Below are 26290 nucleotides of genomic sequence, written 5' to 3'. Positions count from 1 at the left end.
CCTGCGTCCGAGCCTACGCCCGGACGCACGCTCACACCTGTGGGCTCAGCCGCTCAGACGTACAGGCATGATCAGGTACTTGTAGGCGTCGTCCGCCTCGGCGTCCACGGCCGGCTTGCCGCTGAGCAGCGCGGGCTTCGTCGACGTCGTGAAAGAGAGCTGGGCGACCGGCGAGTCGATCGCGCTGAGGCCGTCGAGCAGGAACGTCGGGTTGAAGGCGATCGAGATGTCGTCGCCGTCGAGCTGGGCGTCGACCCTTTCCACAGCCTGTGCGTCGTCGCTGGAGCCCGCCTCCAGGATCAGCACGCCCTGCTCGAAGCTGAGCCGCACCGGCGTGTTGCGCTCGGCGACCAGGGCCACACGCTTGACGGCCTCTACGAAGGGGGCGGTCTCGATCACTGCCACCGAGTTGAACTCGGTCGGGAACAGCGTGCGGTACTTCGGCAGGTCACCCTCGAGGAGACGCGTGGTCGTACGCCGACCGGCGCCCTCGAAGCCGATCAGGCCCTCGCCGGCACCCGAGCCGGACAGGGCCAGGGTGACCGTGTCGCCGCTCGTGAGGGCCTTGGCGGTGTCCAGGAGCGTCTTGGCGGGCACCAGGGCCACCGCGGACGCCTCGGGGTTCTCCGGCTTCCACAGGAACTCACGGACCGCGAAGCGGTAGCGGTCGGTGGAGGCCAGGGTGACCGTGTCGCCCTCGATCTCGATGCGCACACCGGTCAGGACGGGCAGCGTGTCGTCACGGCCCGCGGCGATGGCCACCTGGGAGGCGGCGGAGGCGAAGACCTCACCGGGGACAGTGCCCGTGGCAGTCGGCATCTGCGGCAGCGCGGGGTACTCCTCCACAGGAAGCGTGTGGAGTGTGAATCGCGAGGAGCCGCAGACCACCGTCGCCCGTACACCGTCTGTGGAGATCTCCACGGGGCGGTTGGGGAGCGCGCGGCAGATGTCCGCGAGCAGCCGGCCCGATACGAGGACCGTGCCTTCCTCATCGATCTCCGCGTCCACCGAGACACGCGCCGAGACCTCGTAGTCGAAGCTCGACAGGCTCAGTGCGCCTTCCTCTGCCTTCAGCAGCAGGCCCGCGAGGACGGGCGCTGGCGGCCGGGCCGGGAGGCTGCGCGCCGCCCAGGCCACCGCCTCCGCGAGTACGTCGCGTTCAACCCGGATCTTCACCTAAGCCGCCCTCCTGCTGTTGCTGGCTGCTCTCGCCCGCTGGGCCTGTGGCCCTCGTCGTCTGACTCGGTGTCTCTCAGCCATGCCGTGGGAAGGACACCGGGGTCCAGTCTGACGCACTGCACTGACAGTCGGTGCCTGTCGGGGTCAAGTCGTGCCGAGCGGTGTCGGAGCCCCGGAGCGAGAGTTGTGCACAGCCCCAGCTTCGAAACCATTTCCCCGGTCTCTCTAGTTGGGAGTAGTAGTAGGGGCTGTGGAAACCGTGGATAACCGCGAAAGCGCTGGTCAGGCCCGGTTTTTTATCCACTGACCCTGTGGGCGACACCGGTGGACAACCAGGTGTTTCTGTGGACGGGCGAAAGTTCTGCACACCCGGTGCACAGGCAGGGGCCACTTCTCCCCAGCGCTGTCCCCAGCTTTACCCAGCTTCCCCACAGGCCAACCGACCACCTTGGTGTGACGCCTTTCACTCGACTCGGTGAGGAGGCGCGTCGCGTTGCCGAACAGTGGACAGCCGTGTGGAGAAGCTGGGGAAAGCTGGGGACAACGAGCCCCAGTCTGTGGGCCGCCGGTGGACAACTTCATGCACAGCCTGTGGACGAGTTTTTTCTCCACAGCCTGTGGAGAGTCGTCGTCCACGAATCCACAGTCACCTGACCTGGCCTGATGATCTCTCAGCAGGTTCCCCTGTGGACAGCGTCTGGACAACTTCCCAGTCCCCAGGGTGTGGAGGGAAAAAAGTTCGCACATCTGTGGAGAACAGGCCCCTGAACAGGGGAAATCGAACAGTCCTGACACGCACACACGCCTGCCGAAGCCGCTGACAGGCCGTCGAAGACGTCGCGGCACAGCAAAAAGGCGCCCCAGGAGGTGTCCTGGAGCGCCCTCAGCGGCGTGGATCGGCGGCTGTCAGCCGTTCTTGATGCGGTTGGTGAGCTCGGTGACCTGGTTGTAGATGGAGCGCCGCTCGGCCATCAGCGCGCGGATCTTGCGGTCCGCGTGCATCACGGTCGTGTGGTCGCGGCCGCCGAACTGCGCGCCGATCTTCGGCAAGGAGAGGTCGGTCAGCTCCCGGCACAGGTACATGGCGATCTGCCGGGCCGTCACCAGCACGCGACTGCGCGAGGATCCGCACAGGTCGTCCACCGTCAGGCCGAAGTAGTCGGCCGTCGCCGCCATGATGGCCGGCGCGGTGATCTCCGGAGCCGCGTCCTCGCCGCCAGGGATGAGGTCCTTGAGGACGATCTCCGTGAGCCCCAGGTCCACGGGCTGCCGATTGAGCGACGCGAACGCGGTGACCCGAATCAGCGCCCCTTCCAGCTCACGGATGTTCCGGGAGATCCGCGAGGCGATGAACTCGAGCACCTCCGGCGGGGCGTTGAGCTGCTCCTGCACCGCCTTCTTACGAAGGATCGCGATTCGCGTCTCCAGCTCCGGCGGCTGGACGTCGGTGATCAGCCCCCACTCGAAGCGGTTGCGCAGCCGGTCCTCCAGCGTGACCAGCTGCTTGGGCGGCCGGTCGCTGGAGAGCACGATCTGCTTGTTCGCGTTGTGGAGCGTGTTGAAGGTGTGGAAGAACTCCTCCTGCGTCGACTCCTTGTCCGCCAGGAACTGGATGTCGTCGACGAGCAGGATGTCCATCTCGCGGTAGCGCTTGCGGAAACTGTCGCCCTTGCCGTCGCGGATCGAGTTGATGAACTCGTTGGTGAACTCCTCCGAGCTCACGTAGCGCACGCGCGTGCCGGGGTAGAGGCTGCGGGCGTAGTGCCCGATCGCGTGCAGCAGGTGCGTTTTGCCGAGCCCCGACTCTCCGTAGATGAAGAGGGGGTTGTACGCCTTCGCGGGCGCTTCGGCGACGGCCACCGCGGCCGCGTGCGCGAACCGGTTCGACGCGCCGATGACGAAGGTGTCGAAGAGGTACTTCGGGTTGAGGCGTGCGGTGGGCTCGCCGGGTCCCGTCGCGGGCGCCGGCTGTGCGGCCAGCGGCCCCGGGGCGCCGCTCGACGAGGTGGGGCCGACAGGACCGCCCCGGTGCACTCCGCCGCCACGTGGGCCGCCGGGCGGCTCGGACATGTCGTGGCGCTCACGCCGGTCCTGCGGTTCGGGACGCCGCTGCTCGTACGGCGAACGGTCCTGCGGAGGCTGCGAGCGGTAGTCGTGCTGCGGCTGCTGGACCGGGTTCGCGTACGGGTCCCTGTCGGGGAAGCCGAGCCGCGGCTGCTGCCAGCCGTAGTCGTCCTGCGGCTGGGGCTGCTGCGGCCAGGCGCCGGGCCCCGGTCGCTGGTACTCGGGGTAGGCGGGGCGTGCGGTCGGCATCTGGTCGGACCGGGAGTCGCCCTGGTGATCGTCCGCGGGACGGCGTCCGTAGCTTTCGTACGTCTCGCGCCCCTGACCGGAGGCGGGCGGCAGCTCGGGCTCTTCGTAACGCTGCTGATGAGGGTGCTGTTGCTGCTGATTGTGCTGGTGCTGCATGGGCGGTGCCGGCGGGCCGGCGGGCTCGCCCACGGAGTCGTCGACGGTGATGGCGATACGGATCGGACGACCGCATTCGCGGCTCAGGGTCTCGCTGACGACGGGGGCGAGACGGCCCTCCAGTACGCCCTTGGCGAATTCGTTCGGAACGGCGAGCAGGGCGGTGTCGGCGACGAGCGCCAGGGGCTGGCAGCTCCGGAGCCACCGCTCGTCCTTCGCCTCGACTCCCTGCCCGCGGCCCTCACCCAGCAGATGCTCCAGAACTCGTGGCCACACTGCGGCAAGATCGGCAGGTACGTCAGCCACAGGGCACGCTCTCTCACGGGGTCCCACGAACGTGTGGTTCTCGGGACGGAAATCGGGATGGGGAGAAGGAAGGGAACGAATCGGAGTTCCGTCACGGTAGTCAGGGCGACGGGTAGGGTTCAAGTTGTTGTCCACAGGCTGTGCACAGTGTCTCCCCTCGATGGCCGGTTTGACCGGATGGCGTAGCCCCGCGTACCGTGACCAGGTCGAGTTGTCGATGGCTGCTGCCGCCTGCCTCCGATGGGCAAAGATCACGATCTGTGATTGTGAAGCGGTGCACTCGGTGCGTATTCGCGAGCTTCTCGTGGGCGCACGGTGACAGCCAGGCGATGTCCCGCCACCAACGAATCATTTCTGGAGCCCCCGAGTGAGCAAGCGCACCTTCCAGCCGAACAACCGTCGTCGCGCCAAGACCCACGGCTTCCGGCTGCGCATGCGCACCCGTGCCGGCCGCGCGATTCTCGCGTCCCGCCGTGGCAAGGGTCGCGCCCGCCTGTCCGCCTGATCCCGATCAGGTCATGACGTCGTGCTGCCTACCGAGCATCGGCTGAGGCGGCGCGAAGACTTCGCGACCGCGGTACGCCGAGGACGCCGGGCCGGACGCCCGCTTCTCGTCGTCCATCTACGTAGCGGCGCAACGGACCCGCACGTGCCAGGGGAGAGTCTTCCCCCGACACGTGCGGGTTTCGTCGTGAGCAAGGCCGTGGGTGGAGCTGTCGTACGCAACACCGTGAAGCGCAGACTCCGTCACCTCATGCGCGACCGGTTGGCCCTGGTGCCCCCCGGTAGCCTGGTAGTAGTACGAGCGCTGCCCGGAGCGGGTGACGCCGACCATGCACAGCTGGCCCGAGACCTGGACACCGCCTTGGAGCGGCTGCTGGGAGGGGGCGCGCGATGAAGTACCCGCTGCTGGCTCTGATCAAGCTGTACCAGTGGACGATCAGTCCGCTCCTGGGCCCGGTGTGCAAGTACTACCCGTCGTGTTCCCGCTACGGCTACCTGGCCATCGACCGGCACGGTGCGATCAAGGGAACGGCGCTCACCGGCTGGCGCATCCTGCGGTGCAATCCGTGGTCGCTCGGTGGTGTCGACCATGTTCCGCCGCGCAAGCGTCCGCGGTGGCACGAGATGCTGCGCGCCGCCTGGCGCGAACGCAAGGGCGGGCCCTCCGCCGCAAGCGCGCCGACCGGGGATCTCCCCCCTGGAACGGCCGCCGAGACCGAGACCCCGTCCCATGCTCAAGGAGCCTGATTAGTGGACACGATTGCCAGTCTCTTCAGCTTTATCACGACACCAGTTTCGTGGGTCATCGTCCAGTTCCACTCGGTGTACGGGAAGATCTTCGGTCCCGACACGGGCTGGGCCTGGGGCCTGTCCATCGTGTCCCTGGTGATCCTCATCCGGATCTGTCTGATCCCGCTCTTCGTGAAGCAGATCAAGGCCACTCGGGCGATGCAGACGCTGCAGCCCGAGATGAAGAAGATCCAGGAGCGCTACAAGAGCGACAAGCAGCGCCAGTCCGAAGAGATGATGAAGCTGTACAAGGAGTCGGGCACCAACCCGCTCTCCTCGTGCCTTCCCATCCTGGCGCAGTCGCCGTTCTTCTTCGCCCTGTACCACGTGCTGAACGGCATCGCGACGGGCAAGGAAATCGGCGTCATCGACGGCCCGCTCCTCGAGAGCGCGCGTAAGGCGCACATCGTCGGCGCCCCGCTGGCCGCGAAGTTCACGGACAGCGCGGACAAGGTCGCTTCCCTCGGCGCCACGCTGACGGACGTCCGGGTCATCACCGCGGTCATGATCATCCTGATGTCGGCGTCCCAGTTCTTCACCCAGCGCCAGCTGATGACGAAGAACGTGGACACCACGGTCAAGACGCCGTTCATGCAGCAGCAGAAGATGCTGATGTACGTCTTCCCGATCATGTTCGCCGTCTTCGGCATCAACTTCCCCGTCGGTGTCCTCGTCTACTGGCTGACCACCAACGTGTGGACCATGGGCCAGCAGATGTTCGTGATCCGCCGGAACCCGACCCCGGGCTCCAAGGCTCAGGCCGCGTTCCTGGAGCGTCTGCAGAAGCAGGTCACGCACCACAAGAAGGTGCGGGGGCGTGGCAACACGAACGTCATCAAGGCGATCGTCGCCAAGGGCCGGGACCGCAACGAGTTCGAGCGCAAGTTCATCAACGGTCTGACCAAGGCGGGCCTCGCGGCCCAGGCCGACGGCACCGTGGCGGAGAGCGACACCTCCGTCGTGACGGAGACCGAGGACGGCACTCCCGTCGGCGGTGCCCCGAAGCGTCAGCAGCCCAAGCGCCAGAGCAAGTCCAAGCGCCAGGCCGCCACCACGCAGGGCGCGGCCGGTGCCACCAAGGCCGACGAACCCGCCGACGCGAAGCTGTCGCTGGAGAAGACCACGGCGACGCCCGAGGACGACTCCGCCGCCTCCCCCCAGACCAAGCAGGCCGGTGGCAACAAGCAGGGCAACAAGCCCGGCTCCGGTCAGCGCAGCCGTGCCAAGTCGGGACAGCAGCGCAAGGGCCAGCAGCGGCCCAAGCACCCGTCCTCCAAGAAGTAGAAGGAGCCCATCCCGTGACGGAAGGCACCACCACCTCCGCCGCAGCTGAGGCCGGCGACACCCTCACCCGCCTTGAGCAGGAGGGTGAGATCGCGGCGGACTACCTCGAGGGTCTGCTGGACATCGCCGACCTCGACGGCGACATCGACATGGATGTCGAGGCCGACCGCGCCGCTGTGTCGATCATCAGTGACAGTGGCAGCCGCGATCTGCAGAAGTTGGTCGGCCGCGACGGTGAGGTCCTGGAGGCCCTTCAGGAACTCACGCGTCTCGCCGTGCACCGCGAGACCGGTGACCGCAGCCGCCTGATGCTGGACATCGGGGGCTACCGCGCCAAGAAGCGCGAGGAGCTCTCGGAGCTGGGCGCCAAGGCCGCGGCCGAGGTGAAGAGCAGCGGTGAGCCGGCCAAGCTCGAGCCGATGACGCCGTTCGAGCGCAAGGTCGTGCACGACGCGGTCAAGGCCGCCGGTCTGCGCAGCGAGTCCGAGGGCGAGGAGCCGCAGCGCTTCGTCGTCGTACTCCCCGCCTGATCGACACAGCGTCAACCGGCCCCGTCTGTTCGCAGGCGGGGCCGATCTTTGTCAGCCTGATAGACAGCCGATAGACAGCCACCCCCAGTGCGGTACGGAAGGACGGTCCCCGTGACGGAGGCAGCGGAGCTCCCCCCGGCGCCGGAAGAGGCCCGGACGGTATTCGGTGATCGCTTCGCGGACGCGGTTCGCTACGCGGAACTGCTCGCCGACGCGGGGGTCCAGCGAGGCCTGATCGGTCCTCGCGAAGTACCGCGCCTGTGGGAGCGGCACCTGCTGAACTGCGCCGTACTGTCCGAGGTCGTCCCGGAGGGCGTCACGGTGTGCGATGTCGGATCCGGTGCCGGACTGCCGGGGATTCCACTGGCCCTCGTCCGCCCCGACTTGAAGATCACGCTCCTCGAGCCGCTGCTGCGGCGCACGAACTTCCTCACCGAAGTCGTCGAGCTGCTCGGCCTTGACCACGTGACGGTCGTCCGAGGCCGTGCCGAGGAAGTCCTCGGCAAGCTCCCTCCCGTCCATGTGGTGACCGCGCGGGCCGTGGCTCCGCTGGACCGCCTGGCGGCCTGGGGCGTCCCGCTGCTGCGTCCGTACGGGGAGATGCTGCTCCTCAAGGGAGACACCGCCGAAGAAGAGGTCAAGGCGGCAGGTGCCGCCCTGAGCAAGCTCGGTGCGGTGGACACTTCCGTGCTGCACGTCGGCGAGGGAGTGGTGGACCCGCGATCCACCGTCGTACGGGTCGAGGTCGGAGAGAGCCCCGGCGGTGTGCGCTTCGCGGCGAAGCGTGCCAAGGCCGCCCGCACCGGACGCACGCGGCGTCGCCGCTGAGACGTCCACGGCCCGCCGTCATTGATCCGTCCTGACGACGAGCCGTACTCCACACAAGCTGCCAAACGTACGCATACCGGGGTGTCGCGCCAGCGGCACCCCGGCTGCCGTGCATCGTGTTTCACGTGAAACGTCGCTCACTGCTGCATGGCATCATCAGTCGCGGCCGCGCTGCGGAACCTCGCGACCGTCGACCACTCGGTTCCCTCGATAAGGGCACGGAGTTGTCCACAGAGGTGGATTCGTCCACAGAAGACCGGGCCTCGCTGGTTCACGACCCTGAAAGCATGGGAGGCTCTGTTCATTGCGAGCCTGATGTCGAGGAGAGTGAATCCTTGCGGTCCGACGCCAACATCGCGGGACCGATGACCGATCCGGTCCCCGGTCCCCGTACCGAGTCGGCGGGGGAGGATGTTTCACGTGAAACACCGACCCCGATGGACGACACCCCCATCGGTCGTGCTGCCCAACTGGCGGTGGAAGCGCTCGGCCGCGCAGGCGAGGGCCTGCCTCGCCCCGAGCAGACCCGCGTCATGGTGGTCGCCAACCAGAAGGGCGGAGTGGGCAAGACGACGACGACCGTCAATCTCGCCGCCTCGCTCGCTCTGCACGGCGCACGCGTCCTGGTGATCGACCTCGACCCGCAGGGCAACGCCTCCACGGCTCTCGGTATCGACCACCACGCCGAAGTGCCGTCCATCTACGACGTACTGGTCGACAGCAAGCCGCTCGCCGAGGTCGTCCAGCCGGTGACCGATGTCGAGGGCCTCTTCTGCGCCCCGGCCACCATCGACCTCGCCGGTGCGGAGATCGAGCTCGTGTCGCTGGTCGCGCGGGAGAGCCGGCTGCAGCGGGCGATCCAGGCGTACGAGCAGCCGCTGGACTACATCCTCATCGACTGCCCGCCGTCGCTGGGCCTTCTGACGGTCAACGCCCTGGTGGCCGGCGCGGAGGTGCTGATCCCCATTCAGTGCGAGTACTACGCACTGGAAGGGCTGGGTCAGCTCCTGCGCAACGTCGACCTGGTGCGGGGCCACCTCAACCCGAACCTGCACGTGTCGACGATCCTGCTCACCATGTACGACGGCAGGACCCGGCTCGCCTCCCAGGTGGCGGACGAGGTGCGCAACCACTTCGGCGACGAGGTCCTGCGGACGAGCATCCCGCGGTCGGTCCGTATCTCCGAAGCCCCGAGCTACGGCCAGACGGTGCTCACCTACGATCCCGGATCGAGTGGCGCCCTCTCCTACTTCGAAGCGGCACGCGAGATCGCGCTGCGCGGGGTCGGAGTGCGCTACGACGTCCAGCACGCCCACATGGGCGCTCAGAACGACCAGCACAGCATGACGGAGGGGATGCAGTGAGCGAGCGACGCAGAGGACTGGGGCGAGGCCTCGGTGCCTTGATCCCCGCAGCCCCGACGGAGAAGCAGGCCCCGCAGAGTGTGGGCGGAGCCTCCACGTCCCCCTCGGCGGTGCCGGTACTGACTGCCGAGCGAGGCGTGGCGGCCGCGAAGGTGACGGCTCTCCCGCAGAGTCCTGTGTCTCCTGAGCAGAGCCCTGTTTCACATGAAACGGTGGAGCCGCCCCGGCAGGCCGCGGAGACTCCGGAGAGCCAGAGCGTGGCCGGCGCGTACTTCGCCGAGGTGCCGCTGGACTCCATCTCGCCCAACCCGCAGCAGCCGCGCGTGGTGTTCGACGAGGACGCTCTCGCCGAGCTGGTGACCTCCATCAAGGAGGTCGGGCTTCTCCAGCCGGTCGTCGTACGGCAGACGGGTCCCGCGCGCTACGAGCTCATCATGGGTGAGCGGCGCTGGCGGGCCTGCCGGGTGGCGGGTCTGGAGCGCATCCCCGCCATCGTGCGGGCCACGGACGACGAGAAGCTTCTCCTGGACGCGTTGCTGGAGAACCTGCACCGTGCCCAGCTGAACCCGCTGGAAGAGGCTGCCGCCTACGACCAGTTGCTCAAGGACTTCAACTGCACACACGACCAGCTGGCGGACCGCATCGGCCGGTCCCGCCCGCAGGTCTCCAACACGCTGCGGCTGCTGAAGCTCTCGCCGGCGGTACAGCGACGGGTCGCCGCCGGAGTGCTCTCCGCCGGGCATGCCCGGGCGCTGCTCTCCGTCGAGGACTCGGAGGAGCAGGACCGGCTCGCGCACCGGATCGTCGCCGAGGGCCTCTCGGTGCGTGCCGTCGAGGAGATTGTGACCCTCATGGGTTCGCGGCCGCAGAGTGCTCCGAAGGCCAAGGGGCCGCGCGCCGGTGCCCGGCTCTCGCCGGCTCTGAGCAGCCTCGCCACTCGGCTCTCCGACCGGTTCGAGACCCGGGTGAGGGTGGACCTGGGCCAGAAGAAGGGGAAGATCGTCGTCGACTTCGCCTCTCTCGAAGACCTGGAGCGCATCCTCAGCACGCTGGCTCCGGGCGAGGGGCCGGTTCTGAAGAACGGGTTGGCCGAAGACGGTTCGGATGAGGCCTCCGAGGACGACAAGGCTTGATCAGCAGAGTCAGCACCGCGAGAGCGGGCTGTGTCCGGTCTGTACCGGACACAGCCCGCTCTTTGCTTTCCTGCGGTTTCGATGCCATCTCATCGTGGATACGATGCGTTCGGGTATGGCGCATCCACCTGACGGCACCTCATTGGGGAGGCGGGGGCCATGCGATCGATGAGCCGCACCGGACTGATGACCGCGGGCCTCGGGCTGGGAGCGGTCGGCGGCTTCGTCGGCAGCCTGCTCAGGGAACGCAGCGCGCTGACAGCCGCCCGCAGCGCGGCGGCCGATGGAAGTGAGGAACCGCCTTCATGGGGCGTCGGCTCGTACCGCTCACACTGGACAACCTCCCGGACCTCCCCGAGCGTTGCCGGACCTGTGTCTTCTGGGAGCTGGACCCGGTCAGCGGCGAGGCCGCGGTAAAGGCCGGCACTCCGGAGCTGGAGAAGGAGGCGTGGATCTCCGCCGTCCTGCTTGAGTGGGGCTCCTGCGGCCGGGTCGTCTACGTGGACGACGTACCGGTGGGCTTCGTGCTCTACGCACCCCCTGCGTACGTTCCCCGCTCCACGGCGTTCCCCACGAGCCCCGTGTCCCCGGATGCCGTTCAGCTGATGACGGCCTGGATCATGCCCGGCTATCAAGGGCAGGGGCTCGGACGGGTGATCGTCCAGACGGTGGCGAAGGATCTCCTGCGCAGAGGCTTCAAGGCGATCGAGGCATTCGGTGACGCACGGTGGGAGAAGCCGGCGTGCGTGCTGCCCGCCGAGCACCTTCTGGCGGTGGGCTTCAAGACGGTCCGCCCGCACCCCTCCTACCCGCGGCTGCGGCTCGAACTGCGTACGACGCTCTCCTGGAAGGAGGACGTCGAGATGGCACTCGACCGGCTCCTGGGAGCGGTGCAGAAGGAGCCCGCCCTCCGGCCGCTGTAGAACGAACTGAGCCTCAGGCCGCTGAAAAAGGCGAATGGACCAGCCCCTCAGGGACTGGTCCATTCGTGTTTCACGTGAAACATCGCCACCGATTACTCGGAGATGAAGTCCGCCAGGTCCTTCTCGATCGCGGCCTTCGGCTTGGCGCCGACGATGGTCTTGGCGACCTCGCCGCCCTGGTACACGTTCAGGGTCGGGATCGACATGACGCCGTACTTGGCGGCCGTGCCGGGGTTCTCGTCGATGTTGAGCTTGACGACCTCGATCTTGTCGCCGTGCTCCTTCGCGATCGCCTCAAGGGAGGGGGCGATCTGACGGCACGGGCCGCACCAGGAAGCCCAGAAGTCCACCAGTACGGGCTTGTCGCTCTTGAGGACGTCCTCCTCGAAGGAGGCGTCGGTCACGTTCTTCAGGTCGGCCACGGGAGGCTCCTTAACTCGGTTGTGCGGTGGGGAAGAGGTGTCAGGCGGTGACGGCCGCCGTCTCGCTGTCGACGAGGGCAGCGAGGAAGCGCTCGGCGTCGAGAGCGGCGGAGCAGCCGGTGCCGGCCGCCGTGATCGCCTGACGGTACGTGTGGTCGACGACGTCGCCGGCGCCGAAGACACCGGGCACGTTCGTCCGGGTCGAGGGAGCGTCGACCTTGAGGTAGCCCTCGTCGTCGAGCGTCAGCTGGCCCTTGAAGAGCTCCGTACGCGGGTCGTGGCCGATCGCGATGAACAGGCCCGTCACCGGCAGCTCGGACGTCTCGCCCGTCTTGAGGTTGCGCAGCGTCAGGCCGGAGAGCTTCTGCTCACCCTTGATCTCGGCGATCTCGCTGTCCCAGATGAACTTGATCTTCGGGTCGGCGAAGGCGCGCTCCTGCATCGCCTTCGAGGCGCGCAGGCTGTCGCGGCGGTGGACGATCGTCACGGACTTGGCGAAGCGCGAGAGGAAGGTGGCCTCCTCCATCGCGGTGTCACCGCCACCGATCACGGCGATGTCCTGGTCCTTGAAGAAGAAGCCGTCGCAGGTGGCGCACCAGGAGACGCCACGTCCGGAGAGGGCGTCCTCGTTCGGCAGGCCGAGCTTGCGGTGCTGGGAGCCGGTGGTGACGATGACGGTCTTCGCGCGGTGCACGGTGCCGGCGGTGTCCGTCACGGTCTTGATCTCACCGGTGAGGTCGACGGCGACGACGTCGTCGGGCACGAGCTCGGCACCGAAGCGCTCGGCCTGGGCCCGCATGTTGTCCATGAGCTCGGGGCCCATGACACCGTCCTGGAAGCCGGGGAAGTTCTCCACCTCGGTGGTGTTCATCAGCGCACCGCCTGCGGTGACGGCGCCCTCGAACACCAGCGGCTTCAGCGACGCGCGCGCGGTGTAGAGCGCCGCCGTGTAGCCGGCGGGCCCGGAGCCGATGATGATCACGTTACGGACGTCGGTCACGGCTTGATTCCTCGTCTCTGGGGACTGCTGCGTACTGCTGGTGGGTGCCTGTCTCAGGACTCTCACCCCACCCAACGGATCCTACGGGGCTTGCATTCCCCGACGTGTCCGAGCGCACGGAAGCGTGTCAGGACGAGGGGTGCCATGCACCACAGGACCATGCCCCACATGCCCGCTCGACCTGGTGTCAGCTCTGCGGATAGACGTGCGTCACGAGGACCTTGCCTGCGGAGGGCGAGGACTTGCCCACGCAGGCGGCGTCGACGACGTACGCGGACACCTTGGTGGTGTCGGAGTCATGGGGCACCACGACGAGGTAGGCGCGCTTGCCCTCGTACGAGCCCTCCTCGGCGGCGAGTGGTGTCTTGTCGCCGATCCCGCGCTGAATGCAGTCCGGCACCTGGACCGCGCGCTTCGGGGAGGCCATCTTGGGGGACTCTGGGCTGTTGCGGATGTCGAAGGACGGCGTCGAGGCGTCCGACTTTCCGCCGGTGTCGTTGACGGCGTTCTTCTCAAGGAGGTCAGTGACGCGTCCCTTGAGCTTTCCTTCGGAGAAGGAGTTGGCGGTGTCCCGTCGGTCCGGGGGCGCTCCGGTGGTCCCGCCGGAATCTCCGCCCATGGTCTGGATCAACAGAGTGCCGAGCCCGATGGCGGCCGCGGTGAAGACGGCGCCGAGCATCGTGGTGCGTCGACGCGTGCGGCGCGGTCGGCTGCTCCGCCCCGGGCCGGTGGCCGCACGGGAATGTCCTGCGGGCCGGTCGCCAGCCCCGGACGAGGCAGAGGTGGATGTTGTTTCACGTGAAACACGCGCGGCGCCAGGCGACGACGTGGAACTGGACGGAGCCGAAGCAACGGATACGGGCTCGGGAATCGCGTCCTGAGACGGGTCCTCAGGAGCAGGGCCTTCGGGAGCGGTGGAGTCCAGCAGCGCTTCGGCCGCCAGAGCCGCGTCGATGCGTCCGGCGACATCGGCCGGCATACGTGGCGGGCCCGGTAGCGTGCCGAGCATGCCCCGGATCTCCTCCAGGGAGGCGTAGACATCGGCGCAGAGTTCACAGCTGTCCAGGTGCTGCCGCACGTCGCGCGTGCGCGACGGGGAGAGCAGACCCTCGGTCAGATCGGAGATCTCAGCGACCTCGGGGTGCCCGGCCGAGTCGGTCGCGGTTGTCACGCTCGCCCACCTCCGCCCTTCACGGCAGCTGAATCGCTTGGTCCTGTGTCCCGTGGCCCTGCTGCCGGTGGGACGGATGTCCCCTGCGTCCGGTTCCTTCCCGAGCCGGGCTTCTTGCTTCCCTCGTCGGCGCCACTGTCCCCGTCGTGCGGCGATGGATTCGTACGCAGATGAGTGAGCAGCGGCAGCAGTCTGGCTCTGCCGCGCGCGCAACGGCTCTTGACCGTGCCCGTGGGGATGTCGAGGACGCGGGCCGCCTCGGCCACCGGGTAGCCCTGCATGTCGACCAGGACGAGCGCGGCGCGTTGGTCGTGAGGAAGGGTGCCCAGCGCCTCCAGAAGCTCCCGGTGGAGGTCGCCCCGCTCGACCGGAGCCGCGGCCGACTCCTCCGGCTCCAGGAGCTGTTCGAGACGCTCGGTGTCGTCGATCGGCGAGGTCTTGCGGGAGGCCGCCTTGCGCGCCCGGTCGAGGCAGGCGTTCACGGTGATGCGGTGCAGCCACGTCGTCACGGCGGACTGGCCGCGGAACGTGTGGGCCGCACGGTAGGCCGAGACCAAGGCGTCCTGGACCGCGTCAGCGGCCTCCTCGCGGTCTCCGAGGGTGCGCAGCGCCACGGCCCACAGCCGGTCACGGTGGCGCCGCACGAGCTCACCGAAGGCGTCCTTGTCGCCGGCGACGTGACCGGCGAGGAGATCCTGATCACTCATGTCGCCGTGTGCGGCGCTGTCCACCGTCGAACCCCCTCCCCCAGTGAGCTGTGGCGGGCCGATCCCTCAGCCCTTGAGCTGCACGTCCTTGATCGCTTGCTTGTACCCCGCGCCGTAGAACCCGTCGACACCGGAGTTCGGGACTTCGGTCATCCAGAGGAGCACGTACTGCGACTTGACGGCCTTCTTGGCCTTGATCTTCGCAGTGGTGCCCGACGTGCTGGCGGTGCCGATCTTCTTCATGGAGCTGATGTCCGTCGAGGGAGTCAGCGAATCCGTGGCGTACAGCGAGATCGTCGTGCGCTCGCCGCCGTACAGAAGGGATACGGACGCCTCGGAGACCTCTTGCTCCGAGCCGAGGTCGTAGACGATACCGACACCGGGCTTGTACGGGGCGAGCGGCGGCCCCTCCTTGAACGTCTTGGTGCGCCAGAGCGAGGCACGGTCCGAGTCGAAGGTGCGACGGACGTTCCCCGGGTCCTGGGGGTCGCCCTTGAGGACGAGCTCCTGGCCGTTCTTGATGCTGATCGGCTTCTTGGGCTTGGGCTGGCCCTTGTCGCCGCCCGTGTCGGTGTTCGTCTTGCCCGTGTCCCCGGAGTTCTCGCGGTCCATCAGGGCATCGGCCAGCTGCCAGCTGCCCAGGCCGAGCGCGGCGATGAGCAGTGCGGAGACACCCCACTTGAGGACCCTGCCGGTACGGCTCTGCAGCGGGGGCGGCGGGGTGGGCACGGGCTGCGTGGCCCCGGGGTGGGCCGCCGGACGGCCGTACGTGCCCTGCTGGTAGGTGGTGCGCTGGTACTCGGGCGGAGCGGTGAACGCGGGCTCAGGCGGGCGGATGCGGGGCATCTCGCCGATCGCCTTCACCAGCTCCTCCGGCGTCGTGCACGGAGGATCCTGTCGAGAAGCGGTGGCGCCGTCGTTGACGAGCGCGCGCATGGCGAGCTCCGACAGGCCCCGGTGGACGCCCGCGCGCACCTGGTCGGGGGCGATGAGCCCGACGGCCTTGGGCAGCCCGGAGAGGCCGTACGCATCGTCCTCGTAGGGCCAGCGCTGGGTCAGCGAGGCGTACAGGAGAGCGCCGATCGCCTCCGTGTCCGTGCGCTGCGGCGTGTCGGAGCTGATGCCGCGCAGCGCGGCGTTCACGGCGAGGCCACGGATGCGGTACTGGCCCGTGGAGGTGCGCAGCACGGCGCTCGGGGTCAGCCGCAGGTGCGCGAGGCCCTCGCGGTGCGCGGCGGCCATCGCCTGGGAGACCTGACTCACCAGCTGATAGGCGTCGTGGGCCTCGAGCGGGCTCGCGGCGAGGAGCGCGGTGAGCTCCGTGGCGTCCGGCAGCCACTCGTGGACGACGTAGACGAGGTCGTTCTCCTCGACGGCGTCCAGGACCTGTACGAAGCGCGGGTCGCCGAGCAACGCCGAGGAACGGGCCGCGGCGAGGACCGAGCGGGCCCGCGGATGGTCGGCGGGCAGGAGATGCACGCCGACCGCCCGGCGCAGCTTCTCGTCGACCGCACGCCAGCTGCTGAAACCGTCCAGACGGGTGACGCACTCTTCGAGGCGATAGCGTCTGGCGAGCTTGTGGCCACTGTGCAGTTCTGGGGGTGAGGAGGCCCCGCGGCTCGTCGGCGTATCGGTCTCCGCCGCCTCTTCGTCTGCTGCCGTGTCCCGCTCCCGGGTCTGGGCCACCCCGTCGGCCGTGGCCTGTTCCGCCTTGGCGGTCAGCGGCTCATCGCCGCTGTTGTCTGCCACGTCGACGGCAGCCGTGCTCCGTTCTGCCACCGTCGTTCCTGCCTCCCCATCCATTGCGCTTCGTCAGACGCCAAAGCCAATTGTGCCCACAGTCCGGCGCTATGCACGACACACGGTGGCCGACGATGGTTGTGCGAACCTGCTGATCTCACCGACCGAGACGGCCGCGGACCATTCCGACCATGGAATTGAGCTCCTCGATGCGCATGCGCTTGGCCGCGATGAAGTAGACACCGAGCAGTACGGCACCGCCCGCGACCAGCGCGGCGAGCGAGCCGAGGACGCCCTGCCCGAGGGCCTGCGTGACCGCGTACGCGGCGCCGCCGCCGAGGAGCGCGGCGGGCAGCGAGGCGATGCCGAGCCTGGCGTACGTACGCAGGACGCGAGAGCCGTCCAGGTCGCCGCCGAGCCGCTTCCGCAGCCGGCGCCAGGCGACACCCACGCCCATGGCGTACGCGAGTCCGTAGACGGCCGCCATGCCGGTGACGGCCCAGCGGGTCGGCAGCACCAGGTAGCAGGCCGCCGACGCGGCGGCGTTCACGGCGGCGACGATGACCGTGTTGTAGAACGGCGTCCGCGTGTCCTCGTAGGCGTAGAAGGCGCGCAACACGACGTACTGCACGGAGTAGGGGATCAGGCCGAGGCCGAAGGCCATCAGCATCAACCCCATGTTCGTGGCCTGCGAGCTGCCGGAGGAACCGAAGATCAGGGTGCACATCGGGATGCCGAGCGCGACGAATCCGAAGGCGATCGGCACGATCGCGACGGCCGTTGTGCGCAGCCCCTGGGAGATGTCGTCACGGACCGAGCCGGAGTCTCCGTCGTTCGCGGAGCGGGCCAGCCTCGGCAGCAGGGCCGCCATCAGGGAGACCGTGATGATGGCCTGCGGGAGCCCCCAGATGAGCTGTGCGTTGGCGTAGGCCGCGAAGCCGATGCCGCCCGTCTCGAGCTGGTCGACCGTGGCGGCGGTGGCCAGCTGGGTGACGACGAGGGCGCCCGCCTGGTTCGCCAGCACGAACAGGATCGTCCACTTGGCGAGCTTGGCGGCCTTGCCGAGGCCGTGGCCCTTCCAGTCGAAGCGCGGACGCAGCCTGAAACCGGTCTCGCGCAGGTACGGGATCATCGCCAGGGCCTGCACGACCAGTCCGAGCAGAACGCCGACGCCGAGGAGGCGCTCGGCCTCCGGCGGGATGCTCTTGACGGACATACCGGACGTCTCCGCCGTCCCGTAGACCCAGATGAACATGCCGAGCGTGGCGATGATGACGATGTTGTTGAGGACCGGCGTCCACATCATCGCGCCGAATTTGCCGCGGACGTTGAGGATCTGCCCCATCACCACGTGGATGCCCATGAAGAAGATCGAGGGCAGGAAGTAGCGCAGCAGGGTGGTGCCGACGTCGGTCGCCGCCGGGTCATTGGCGACGGGAACGGACATCACCCGCACGAGTTGCGGGGCGAGCACGATACCGAGGACGGTCAGCGCGGCGAGCGCCATCGTGACGAGGGTCAGCAGACGGTTGGCGTATGCCTCGCCGCCGTCCTCGTCCTCCTTCATGGAGCGCACCAGCTGCGGTACGAACACGGAGTTGAGTCCGCCGCCCACGGTGAGGATGTAGATCATCGTGGGGATCTGGTAGACGACCTGGAAGGTGTCGCCGAGCAGACCGACGCCGAGCGCCGAGACGATCAGGGCGGAGCGGATGAAGCCGGTGAGGCGCGAGACCAGCGTGCCGGCCGCCATGAGCGCGCTGGACTTCAGCAGGCTCGACGCGCGGCCCCCGGACTTGGCGGCGGGCGGGGGCGCCGGAGCGGGCGGGGCCGCCTGGGCAGGCGCAGGAGCGGCCGCCGGGCCCGGGACGAGCGGCTGCTCGGCGGCGGGCGGGTAGCCACCGCCGACGGGCTGCTGGTAGCCGTTGCCCTGCTGGTATTCATCACCGTGCTGGGAGTGCTGGGGGCCGTTGCCCTGCTGGTAGGCGTTCCCCTGGGGGTAACCGCCGTCCTGCGGATAGCCGCCCTGCTGGTACCCGCCTTGCTGGTACTCGTCCTGCTGGTAACCGTTCTGGGGGTAGCCGCCCTGCTGATATCCGCCTTGCTGGTACTCGTTCTGCTGGTACCCGTCCTGCGGGTAGGCGCCCTGCTGGTCGCGGTAGCCACCGGGCTGCTGGTCGCGGAAGAGGTGGGCGAAGGCGTCCGGCTCGTGACGCTCTTCGCCGGCCTGGGTGACCAGGTCGTCGACGCCCACGAACTGCGTCGTGCGGGCGTCGTCGCCGTAGGGGAGGTGCCGGGTCGGCCCCTCCGGCTCGGGGGCCGGGGGCTGGGCCCACACGCGCGGATCGGGGGCGTGCTCCGGGGAGGGCGGCTGGGCGTAGAGCGGCTGCTGCTGGTAGGTGCCGGGTGGTGGCGGGGGGTGCGCCGCGCGGTCGTAGAGCGCCTCGGTCACCGGGTCCTGGGCGGAGAGGTCCTGCGCCCGGTAGGGGTCCTGGTCGTAGGCGTCCTGGAGATACATGTCCGGCGCCGGCTGCGGCGGCACCTGCCCGTGCTCGGGGGAGCCGGGCGGCGGGCCCTCGGACGAGGCGGAGCCGCCCGCGCCCTGGCCACGGTCACCGTCGTACGGCGCGTTCATGGTTACCCCACCTCATCGTCCCCGGGCCCACCGGCCACGACATCGCTCAACGGTCCACTCTCTCACCCGTGTCCGACGGGTCCGTGCTTTCGGGAGCGGTGTCCGGTGTCGGGTCACTCGGCTGCTCGGGGTCGTCCGTCCCGGGTCCGCTGTCGGACTCGCCGTCGGAACCCCCGTCCGGGCCTTCGTCGGGGTCCTGGTCCGGGTTCTGGGCTGGTCCCTCCAGGGCCTGCTTCCGGGCCGCCCGCTTGCGCTGGGTGTACATCCGGAACCCGGCGAGCACGAGCAGGAGGAGCCCACCCGCGATGACGAGCATCACGGTGAGGGTGACCTCGGTGACGTTGACGTCGAAGCGCATCACGTCGCCGTAGGGCTCGCCGTCCTCCGTGTAGAGCCGGGCGTACACGGGGACCGGGCCGTTGGCGTTGGCGGTGGTCGTGAACTTCACGGACTGCGAATGGCCGCCGGCGATCTTGATCGGCTTCTCTTCGAACTGTCCGTCGCCGATCTTCAGGCGCGTGGGGTTCTGCGAGTACAGCCGCAGGACGAGGTGGTCGACGCCCTGCACCAGGTTGTTCTGCACCGAGATCGGAATGGTGGCGCTACGGCCGGAGAGCTTCGCGTCGGACCTCCGGATGAGGGCCACCTGTTTGGTGAGGTCCTCCAGGTACTCCCAGACACTGTCCTGGTAGGCCGATGCCTCGGCCGCGTGACCGCGCCATGACGTCGACATCCCCCGGTCTATGGCCCTCCCGAAGGGGGTGACCACGCGGTCCTTCTCGGTGAGGATCACCTTGAAGCTTTCCAGGCGGTTCTGGGTGTTCTGGATGGTCTCGAAGGAATTCCGCGGAAGTTCCTGCTTGCGCAACGCAGCGGGGTACGCCCCGGTCGACGGCACCTGGGTGGTGGCCTGCGGATCCGGCTTGGCCTTCGCGGCGGCGGTCAGGCTCTCGGGCTGCGACCACTTTCCGTCGGAGAGGGCGTTCAGTGCCTTCTCCATGGTCTGGGCCTGGCTCACCGTGGGCATGCGCTGCGGGGCGACGACGACGCTCCGCTGGTTGTCCGGGTCCTGGAGGTTGATCATGAGGCTCTGGGCGAGGAACTCCTGGACGGCGAGCGTGGAGTTACCGGCCTCCGTCATGTCGCCCTGGAAGGACGTGGAGAGGCGGGCGTCGGCCACCACGGCGGTCGTGCCGCCGCCGATGGGCCGGGCCGCGGTCGGCGAGTACGACAGGCCGCCGGTCTCGCGGAGGCTGTCGCTGCGGGCGATCACCGTGTGAGCGCCCGCGGAGGTGGCGACGTCGACGATCGACGGATCGATGGCCCCGTCGGCAGGCCACGCGAAGTCCGTGATGGGCTTCACCTGAAGGATCGTCTTCACCGTGCTGGCGCCCACCTCGGTGGCTTCCTTGAGATGCCCGAGAGAGCCACCGACCGCCTTGCCGGTGTGCGCGAGGGAGGCGAGGTCGGGGTCGGCGAAGGGCAGCGCGACGACCTTCTTGCCCTTGACGGCGGCCTGGAGGTCGTTGAGCCACTGGCTTGCGACCGACTGGTGCTTGCCCGGCCTGCTGGTCTTCCCGTCGGGGTTCTCGATCCGGTAGCTCTTCGTCATGGCATCGACCGAGGCGAGCAGGCTCGGATCGATGACCCACGTGACGTCATGGCGGCTACCGAGGGACAGGAGCTGCTCCAGGCGGCCGCCCGGGGCGAGCTCGTCGGCCAGGTCGTCGTTCTTGAAGACTGGCGTCTGCTGGTCGTCGGATCCGGTCTTCGCCGTGAGGTGGGTGGAGGTGATGAGCGGCCACATAACCGTGGTCTTCGTCTTCGTGCCGGCGGCGTCGGGCTGCCACGGCAGGAAGGTGCGCTTGATGCCGAGCACCTGGGGGTAGGGCTGGGTGCTGGTCTGTCCGGTGAGGGCGACGCCCAGCTGATAGACGCCGTCGACGCCGAGGGACAGCGCCTTGACCGGTACGGAGATGCTGAAGTCCTGGCGCACGCCCGGTGCGAGCCTGGCGAACTTCTCGACGTACTTCCCGCCGATCTCCCGGCCCTCGGCCCCCGGCTGGAAGCCCGTGCGCTTCGCGGCGCTGTCGATCGCGCTGCGGCTCGTGAGGGGCGTGCCGACGCGCAGTCCGACCTGGGCGCCGGTCACCGTCTGCTTGCCGTTGTTGGTGACCGTGCCCGAAACGGTGAGTGTGTCGTCCTCATCGGGAGCGTTGGGGGTGAGCGAGTCCAGAGAGACGTCTACGGTGCGTGAGCCGGTGGCGTCGGCCTTCGCGCCGGCCACGGCCGTCCCGATCTTCGCGCTCGGTGTGGCGGCCTGCGCCACGGGCCCTGCCGGGGCCTGTAGGAGGCCGGCCAGCAAAGGGGTACCCACCAGCAGTGCTGCGGTGCGCCGCAGCCACCGGCGGGCAGGTGAGGGGCTTGTCCCCGGGAAGTCTGCCGCCTCGGCCACGCGTTCGCCCGTCCCTCGTCGTCAGTGGTCGTCGGTTGTGCGTCCACGCATGGTAACGATGCGCGCTGTGGCGAAGTGCCGCGGACTGCTCCACGTGATCGGAAGACCCGGCGGAAGCGGCGGCAGGACCCCTGTGGGGCCGGGCGGGAATCGGGTCGGCCGCGGGCGCCCGGGGCACGTACCCTTTTCTGTTGTGCCGAACGCCAACGAAGACAATCCCAGCGCACTGAGCCAGGTGCAGCGCCGCGCGGTCAGTGAACTGCTCCGCGTGTCCCCTGTCGCGGACGACCTCGCCCGCCGTTTCCAGGAGGCCGGGTTCTCCCTCGCCCTGGTCGGCGGCTCGGTCAGGGACGCCCTTCTGGGCCGGCTCGGCAATGACCTGGACTTCACGACCGACGCTCGCCCCGAGGACGTGCTGAAGATCGTCCGGCCGTGGGCCGACGCGGTCTGGGAGGTCGGGATCGCCTTCGGCACGGTCGGCAGCCAGAAGGACGCCCGGGTCGGCGACGACGACCTGAGCTTCCAGGTCGAGGTCACTACGTACCGCTCGGAGGCGTACGACAGGACCTCGCGCAAGCCCGAGGTGTCCTACGGCGACTCCATCGAGGAAGACCTCGTACGCCGTGACTTCACGGTCAACGCGATGGCCGTGGCCCTGCCCGAGAAGGAGTTCGTCGACCCGCACGGCGGGCTGGAGGACCTGGCGGAGCGCGTCCTGCGCACCCCCGGCACCCCCGAGGAGTCCTTCTCCGACGATCCGCTGCGCATGCTGCGGGCCGCGCGCTTCGCCGCACAGCTGGACTTCGAGGTGGCGCCCGACGTCATCGCCGCGATGAAGGCGATGGCCGAGCGCATCGACATCGTCTCCGCGGAACGCGTCCGGGACGAATTGAACAAACTGCTTCTGTCCGCACACCCGCGCAAGGGCCTGGCCCTCCTGGTCGAGACGGGCCTCGCCGAGCGGGTCCTGCCCGAGCTGCCGGCGCTGCGTCTGGAGCGGGACGAGCACCACCGCCACAAGGACGTCTACGACCACTCGCTGATCGTCCTCGAGCAGGCGATGGCACTGGAGACGGACGGCCCGGACCTGACGCTGCGGCTCGCGGCGCTGCTGCACGACATCGGCAAGCCGAAGACGCGGCGCTTCGAGAGCGACGGCCGTGTCTCCTTCCACCACCACGAGGTGGTCGGCGCCAAGATGGTCAAGAAGCGGATGACGGCGCTCAAGTACTCCAACGAGCTCGTGAAGGACGTTTCGCGTCTGGTCGAGCTCCACCTGCGCTTCCACGGCTACGGCACGGGAGAGTGGACGGATTCGGCCGTACGCCGCTACGTACGCGACGCGGGACCGCTCCTGGAGCGGCTGCACAAGCTGACCCGCTCCGACTGCACGACGCGCAACAAGCGCAAGGCGAACGCCCTGTCGCGTGCGTACGACGGCCTGGAGGAGCGCATCGCCCGCCTTCAGGAACAGGAGGAGCTGGACTCGATCCGCCCCGACCTCGACGGCAACGACATCATGGAGATCCTGGGAGTGAGCCCGGGCCCGGTGATCGGCAAGGCGTACAAGTTCCTGCTGGAGCTGCGCCTGGAGAACGGGCCGATGGAGCGGGACGCGGCGGCGACCGCGCTCAAGGAGTGGTGGGCCGCGCAGGACTGACTCGGGGGTGGGCGCCTTGCGGCCTCACGGATGGATGCTTCACGGCTTCACGGCCTCACGGTTTCACGTGAAACATCCACCACCCCGGATACGCCGAGGGGCGTTGTTTCACGTGAAACCGAACCGTGAAACAACGCCCCTTGGTGGTGCCCTACTAGGCCTTCTTCAGGCAGAGCACGACGTCGTGGCCCTTGCCCTGCTGGTAGTAGGCGATCTCGGAGGTCTTCACGGTCTCGCACTTCGAGCTGTCGCTGGTGCCGTCGAACTTCTCGACGACCTCGAACTCGGAGTCGCTCGAGGAGCAGTCGACTTCCTTGAGGTCCGGTGAGATCTGCGTGCCTTCGTTGTGCATGCAGCTGCCGACCGAGATGGTCTCGGCGTCGCTCTTGCCGAGGACGAACTTGCCGACGGCTATGAGAATCGCGACCACGATGAAGCCGCCGATGCGCAGAAGCAGCTTCTTGCCACCGCGGCGGCGGGGCGCGGCCGGCGGCGGGGGGACGGGCCCGCCCTGGTTGTAGGGCGTGTACGGCTGCGTCACGCCCGGCTGGCCATAGGGGTTCTGGCCCTGGGGAGGGTACGGAGCCTGGCCCTGAGGCGGGTACGGAGCCTGGCCCTGGGGCGGCGGAGTGGTCACTTTGGGAGTCCCCCTCGAACGAGAGCGCGATGGCGCGAATACGACGCCCGTAAGTTATCCGGGCGTGGTGGGATCTCTGAAGTCCAGAGGGGCTCTGTGGCACTGATGTGACACTTATTGCGCGTCAAATCGGGCCATAGCGCCAGCAATTGCCGCGTAGAGCAGAGCCACACCGACGACCAGGGGAACCGATCGGCCGTCAGGCGGCAGTACCAGCGCGGCCACCGCGGCGGCGCCGACGAAGGCGACGTTGAAGAGGACGTCGTAAACGGAGAAGATTCGGCCTCGGAAGCCGTCGGCCACCGAGGACTGCACCACCGTGTCCGTGGCGATCTTCGCGCCCTGGGTCGTCACACCGAGGACGAAGGCGGCGACGAGCAGTGGGACGGGCTCGAAGGGGAGGCCGAGCGCCGGTTCGAGGACGGCCGCCGTGCCCGCACAGGCGACGATCCAGCCGCCGGGCTCCAGCCGACCCACCGCCGCCGGTGTCACCAGGGCCGCCACGAAGAACCCCGCGCCGGAGACCCCCACGGCCAGGCCGAGCAGCGCGAGCCCGTCGGACTCCGTCGACGTCCAGGCGTACCGGCACAGCATCAGGACCATGACCGTCAGCGCGCCGTAACAGAACCGCAGGACCGTCATCGCGGCCAGCGCGCGGGCGGCCGCGGGGCGCTGCGCCAGGTGTCGTACGCCCGCTGTCAGCCCGCGTGCCGTGCCCGCGAGGGCAGCTGCGAGCCGTGGCTGGACCTGGTCCGGGTCCGGGTCCGGGTCCGGGCCGAGCAGTTCGCGTGCCATGCGCAGCGAGGCCAGCGCCGCGCAGAGGTACAGGACGGCCCCGAGGAGGACCACCGCCGCGTCCGAGTCGGAGCCCACCAGACGTACGACGAAGGCGAGGCCGCCGCCCAGAGTCGCGGCGAGCGTCCCAGCGGTCGGGGAGAGGGAGTTGGCGATGACCAGGCGGTCGGCGTCGACCACGCGGGGCAGCGCGGCCGAGAGCCCGGCCAGGACGAAACGGTTGACTGCGGTGACGCAGAGGGCCGAGACGTAGAAGAGCCAGTCGGGGACGCCGCTCAGCATCAACACGGCCGTCACGGACGCCAGGGCGGCCCGTAGGAGGTTGCCGTACAGGAAGACCTGGCGGCGCTGCCAGCGGTCGAGCAGGACACCCGCGAAGGGGCCGATCAGCGAATAGGGCAGGAGCAGCACCGCCATGGCGGAGGCGATCGCCCCCGGGGAGGCCTGCTTCTCCGGTGAGAAGACGACATAAGTGGCGAGCGCGACCTGATAGACGCCGTCGGCCCCCTGGGAGATGAGCCGTACGGCGAGGAGCCGCCGGAAGTCCCGCAGCCGTAGCAGTATCCGCAGATCACCGACGACAGCCATGGAGCACACCCTCACATACGAGGAGGGTCCCCGGGCGTCATGCCCGGGGACCCTCGACAAGCGACAAGGAGAGGGCTGTTTAGCGCTCGACCTCGCCCTTGATGAACTTCTCGACGTTGTCGTAGGCCTCGTCGTCGAAGTACTGGACCGGCGGGGACTTCATGAAGTACGAGGACGCGGAGAGGATCGGGCCGCCGACACCGCGGTCCTTGGCGATCTTCGCGGCGCGCAGGGCGTCGATGATGACACCCGCGGAGTTCGGGGAGTCCCAGACCTCGAGCTTGTACTCCAGGTTCAGCGGGACGTCACCGAAGGCACGGCCCTCGAGGCGGACGTACGCCCACTTGCGGTCGTCGAGCCACGCGACGTAGTCCGACGGGCCGATGTGGACGTTGTCGGCGCCCATGTCGCGGTCGCGGATCTGCGAGGTGACGGACTGCGTCTTCGAGATCTTCTTCGACTCGAGGCGGTCGCGCTCCAACATGTTCTTGAAGTCCATGTTGCCGCCGACGTTCAGCTGCATGGTGCGCTCGAGACGGACACCGCGGTCCTCGAACAGCTTCGCCATCACACGGTGCGTGATGGTGGCGCCGACCTGCGACTTGATGTCGTCGCCGACGATCGGGACACCGGCCTCGGTGAACTTGTCCGCCCACTCCTTGGTGCCGGCGATGAAGACCGGCAGGGCGTTGACGAACGCGACCTTGGCGTCGATGGCGCACTGCGCGTAGAACTTCGCGGCGTCCTCGGAACCGACGGGCAGGTAGCAGACGAGGACGTCGACCTTGCGGTCCTTGAGGATCTGGACGACGTCGACCGGGGCCTCGGCGGACTCCTCGATGGTCTGGCGGTAGTACTTGCCCAGACCGTCGAGGGTGTGGCCGCGCTGGACCGTGACGCCCTTGCTCGGCACGTCGCAGATCTTGATGGTGTTGTTCTCGCTGGCACCGATGGCGTCCGAGAGGTCGAGGCCGACCTTCTTCGCGTCGACGTCGAAGGCGGCGACGAACTCGACGTCACCGACGTGATACTCGCCGAACTGGACGTGCATCAGGCCCGGGACCTTCGTGTCCGGGTCGGCGTCCTTGTAGTACTCGACGCCCTGGACCAGCGAGGCGGCGCAGTTGCCCACGCCGACGATGGCTACGCGAACCGAACCCATTCCGGTTGC

General features: G+C 68.5%; 22 protein-coding genes. 10 read left to right on the top strand and 12 right to left on the bottom strand.

Translation table 11 applies throughout. The annotated features are described in order from the left end of the window. Positions 1-45 precede the first annotated feature (45 nt). Together dnaN and dnaA are read right to left on the bottom strand one after the other, a co-directional pair. Complete coding sequence (gene dnaN, locus AB0N81_RS24670) at positions 46-1176, bottom strand: DNA polymerase III subunit beta (RefSeq protein WP_365361820.1); 1131 nt, start codon at positions 1174-1176, stop codon at positions 46-48. Between the two features lie 909 nt (positions 1177-2085). Next, positions 2086-3954 carry a chromosomal replication initiator protein DnaA gene (gene dnaA / locus AB0N81_RS24665; RefSeq protein ID WP_365361818.1) on the bottom strand — a complete coding sequence of 623 codons (1869 nt, stop codon included), beginning with the start codon at positions 3952-3954 and terminating at the stop codon, positions 2086-2088. Positions 3955-4321: 367 nt separating this feature from the next. On the opposite strand from dnaA, the gene rpmH reads away from it, so the two are divergent. The 9 genes from rpmH (at position 4322) to AB0N81_RS24620 (ending at position 11309) form a co-directional block, all read left to right on the top strand. Beyond that, positions 4322-4459, top strand: coding sequence for a 50S ribosomal protein L34 (gene rpmH / locus AB0N81_RS24660; protein WP_003949374.1), 138 nt, complete (start codon positions 4322-4324; stop codon positions 4457-4459). Positions 4460-4480: 21 nt separating this feature from the next. Then, positions 4481-4852 carry a ribonuclease P protein component gene (rnpA, locus tag AB0N81_RS24655; protein ID WP_365361816.1) on the top strand — a complete coding sequence of 124 codons (372 nt, stop codon included), beginning with the start codon at positions 4481-4483 and terminating at the stop codon, positions 4850-4852. Beyond that, positions 4849-5205 (top strand): membrane protein insertion efficiency factor YidD, encoded by a 357-nt coding sequence (yidD, locus tag AB0N81_RS24650; RefSeq protein WP_365361814.1) that lies wholly within the window; start codon positions 4849-4851, stop codon positions 5203-5205. Before rnpA ends, yidD begins: the two co-directional genes overlap by 4 nt. A 3-nt stretch (positions 5206-5208) precedes the next feature. Beyond that, entirely contained in the window at positions 5209-6531 is a 1323-nt protein-coding gene (gene yidC, locus AB0N81_RS24645) for a membrane protein insertase YidC (RefSeq protein ID WP_365361812.1), read from the top strand. A 14-nt stretch (positions 6532-6545) separates the two neighbouring features. Next, entirely contained in the window at positions 6546-7061 is a 516-nt protein-coding gene (locus AB0N81_RS24640) for a R3H domain-containing nucleic acid-binding protein (RefSeq protein WP_365361810.1), read from the top strand. Between the two features lie 111 nt (positions 7062-7172). Next, positions 7173-7889, top strand: a complete 717-nt coding sequence (gene rsmG / locus AB0N81_RS24635; protein ID WP_365361808.1) for a 16S rRNA (guanine(527)-N(7))-methyltransferase RsmG — start codon at positions 7173-7175, stop codon at positions 7887-7889. 287 nt (positions 7890-8176) lie between these two features. Continuing rightward, positions 8177-9253, top strand: coding sequence for a ParA family protein (locus AB0N81_RS24630; RefSeq protein ID WP_365361806.1), 1077 nt, complete (start codon positions 8177-8179; stop codon positions 9251-9253). After that, complete coding sequence (locus tag AB0N81_RS24625) at positions 9250-10386, top strand: ParB/RepB/Spo0J family partition protein (protein WP_365361805.1); 1137 nt, start codon at positions 9250-9252, stop codon at positions 10384-10386. The genes AB0N81_RS24630 and AB0N81_RS24625 overlap by 4 nt, the downstream gene beginning before the upstream one ends. A 305-nt stretch (positions 10387-10691) precedes the next feature. After that, positions 10692-11309, top strand: coding sequence for a GNAT family N-acetyltransferase (locus AB0N81_RS24620; RefSeq protein WP_365361803.1), 618 nt, complete (start codon positions 10692-10694; stop codon positions 11307-11309). Positions 11310-11401: 92 nt separating this feature from the next. Here AB0N81_RS24620 and trxA read toward each other — a convergent pair whose 3' ends face one another. From trxA to AB0N81_RS24585, 7 genes are all read right to left on the bottom strand, one after another. After that, complete coding sequence (gene trxA, locus AB0N81_RS24615) at positions 11402-11731, bottom strand: thioredoxin (protein ID WP_365361801.1); 330 nt, start codon at positions 11729-11731, stop codon at positions 11402-11404. 40 nt (positions 11732-11771) lie between these two features. Beyond that, positions 11772-12731, bottom strand: coding sequence for a thioredoxin-disulfide reductase (trxB, locus tag AB0N81_RS24610; RefSeq protein WP_365361799.1), 960 nt, complete (start codon positions 12729-12731; stop codon positions 11772-11774). A gap of 187 nt (positions 12732-12918) precedes the next feature. Further along, positions 12919-13902 (bottom strand): anti-sigma factor, encoded by a 984-nt coding sequence (locus tag AB0N81_RS24605; RefSeq protein ID WP_365361797.1) that lies wholly within the window; start codon positions 13900-13902, stop codon positions 12919-12921. Then, positions 13899-14633 (bottom strand): RNA polymerase sigma factor SigM, encoded by a 735-nt coding sequence (gene sigM / locus AB0N81_RS24600; protein ID WP_365361795.1) that lies wholly within the window; start codon positions 14631-14633, stop codon positions 13899-13901. Before sigM ends, AB0N81_RS24605 begins: the two co-directional genes overlap by 4 nt. 42 nt (positions 14634-14675) lie before the next feature. Continuing rightward, positions 14676-16388 (bottom strand): protein kinase family protein, encoded by a 1713-nt coding sequence (locus tag AB0N81_RS24595; RefSeq protein WP_365361793.1) that lies wholly within the window; start codon positions 16386-16388, stop codon positions 14676-14678. 118 nt (positions 16389-16506) lie between these two features. Further along, entirely contained in the window at positions 16507-18984 is a 2478-nt protein-coding gene (gene murJ / locus AB0N81_RS24590; RefSeq protein ID WP_365361791.1) for a murein biosynthesis integral membrane protein MurJ, read from the bottom strand. A gap of 46 nt (positions 18985-19030) precedes the next feature. Further along, the gene (locus AB0N81_RS24585) at positions 19031-21439 is read right to left on the bottom strand and encodes a DUF6049 family protein (RefSeq protein WP_365361789.1); all 2409 of its coding nucleotides are present in this window, start codon (positions 21437-21439) and stop codon (positions 19031-19033) included. A 193-nt stretch (positions 21440-21632) separates the two neighbouring features. Between AB0N81_RS24585 and AB0N81_RS24580 the strand changes: the two genes are divergently transcribed. Continuing rightward, entirely contained in the window at positions 21633-23099 is a 1467-nt protein-coding gene (locus AB0N81_RS24580) for a CCA tRNA nucleotidyltransferase (RefSeq protein WP_365361787.1), read from the top strand. Between the two features lie 154 nt (positions 23100-23253). On the opposite strand, the gene AB0N81_RS24575 is transcribed toward AB0N81_RS24580, so the two are convergent. The 3 genes from AB0N81_RS24575 to AB0N81_RS24565 form a co-directional block, all read right to left on the bottom strand. Continuing rightward, positions 23254-23736, bottom strand: a complete 483-nt coding sequence (locus tag AB0N81_RS24575; protein ID WP_365361785.1) for a hypothetical protein — start codon at positions 23734-23736, stop codon at positions 23254-23256. Between the two features lie 114 nt (positions 23737-23850). Beyond that, entirely contained in the window at positions 23851-25119 is a 1269-nt protein-coding gene (locus AB0N81_RS24570; RefSeq protein WP_365361783.1) for an MFS transporter, read from the bottom strand. A gap of 79 nt (positions 25120-25198) precedes the next feature. Beyond that, positions 25199-26281, bottom strand: coding sequence for an inositol-3-phosphate synthase (locus tag AB0N81_RS24565; RefSeq protein ID WP_365361781.1), 1083 nt, complete (start codon positions 26279-26281; stop codon positions 25199-25201). Positions 26282-26290 lie beyond the last annotated feature (9 nt).

This window comes from Streptomyces sp. NPDC093510, from assembly GCF_040683555.1.
Taxonomy (GTDB): Bacteria; Actinomycetota; Actinomycetes; order Streptomycetales; family Streptomycetaceae; genus Streptomyces.
This window is presented reverse-complemented; position numbering and strand designations above follow the sequence as displayed.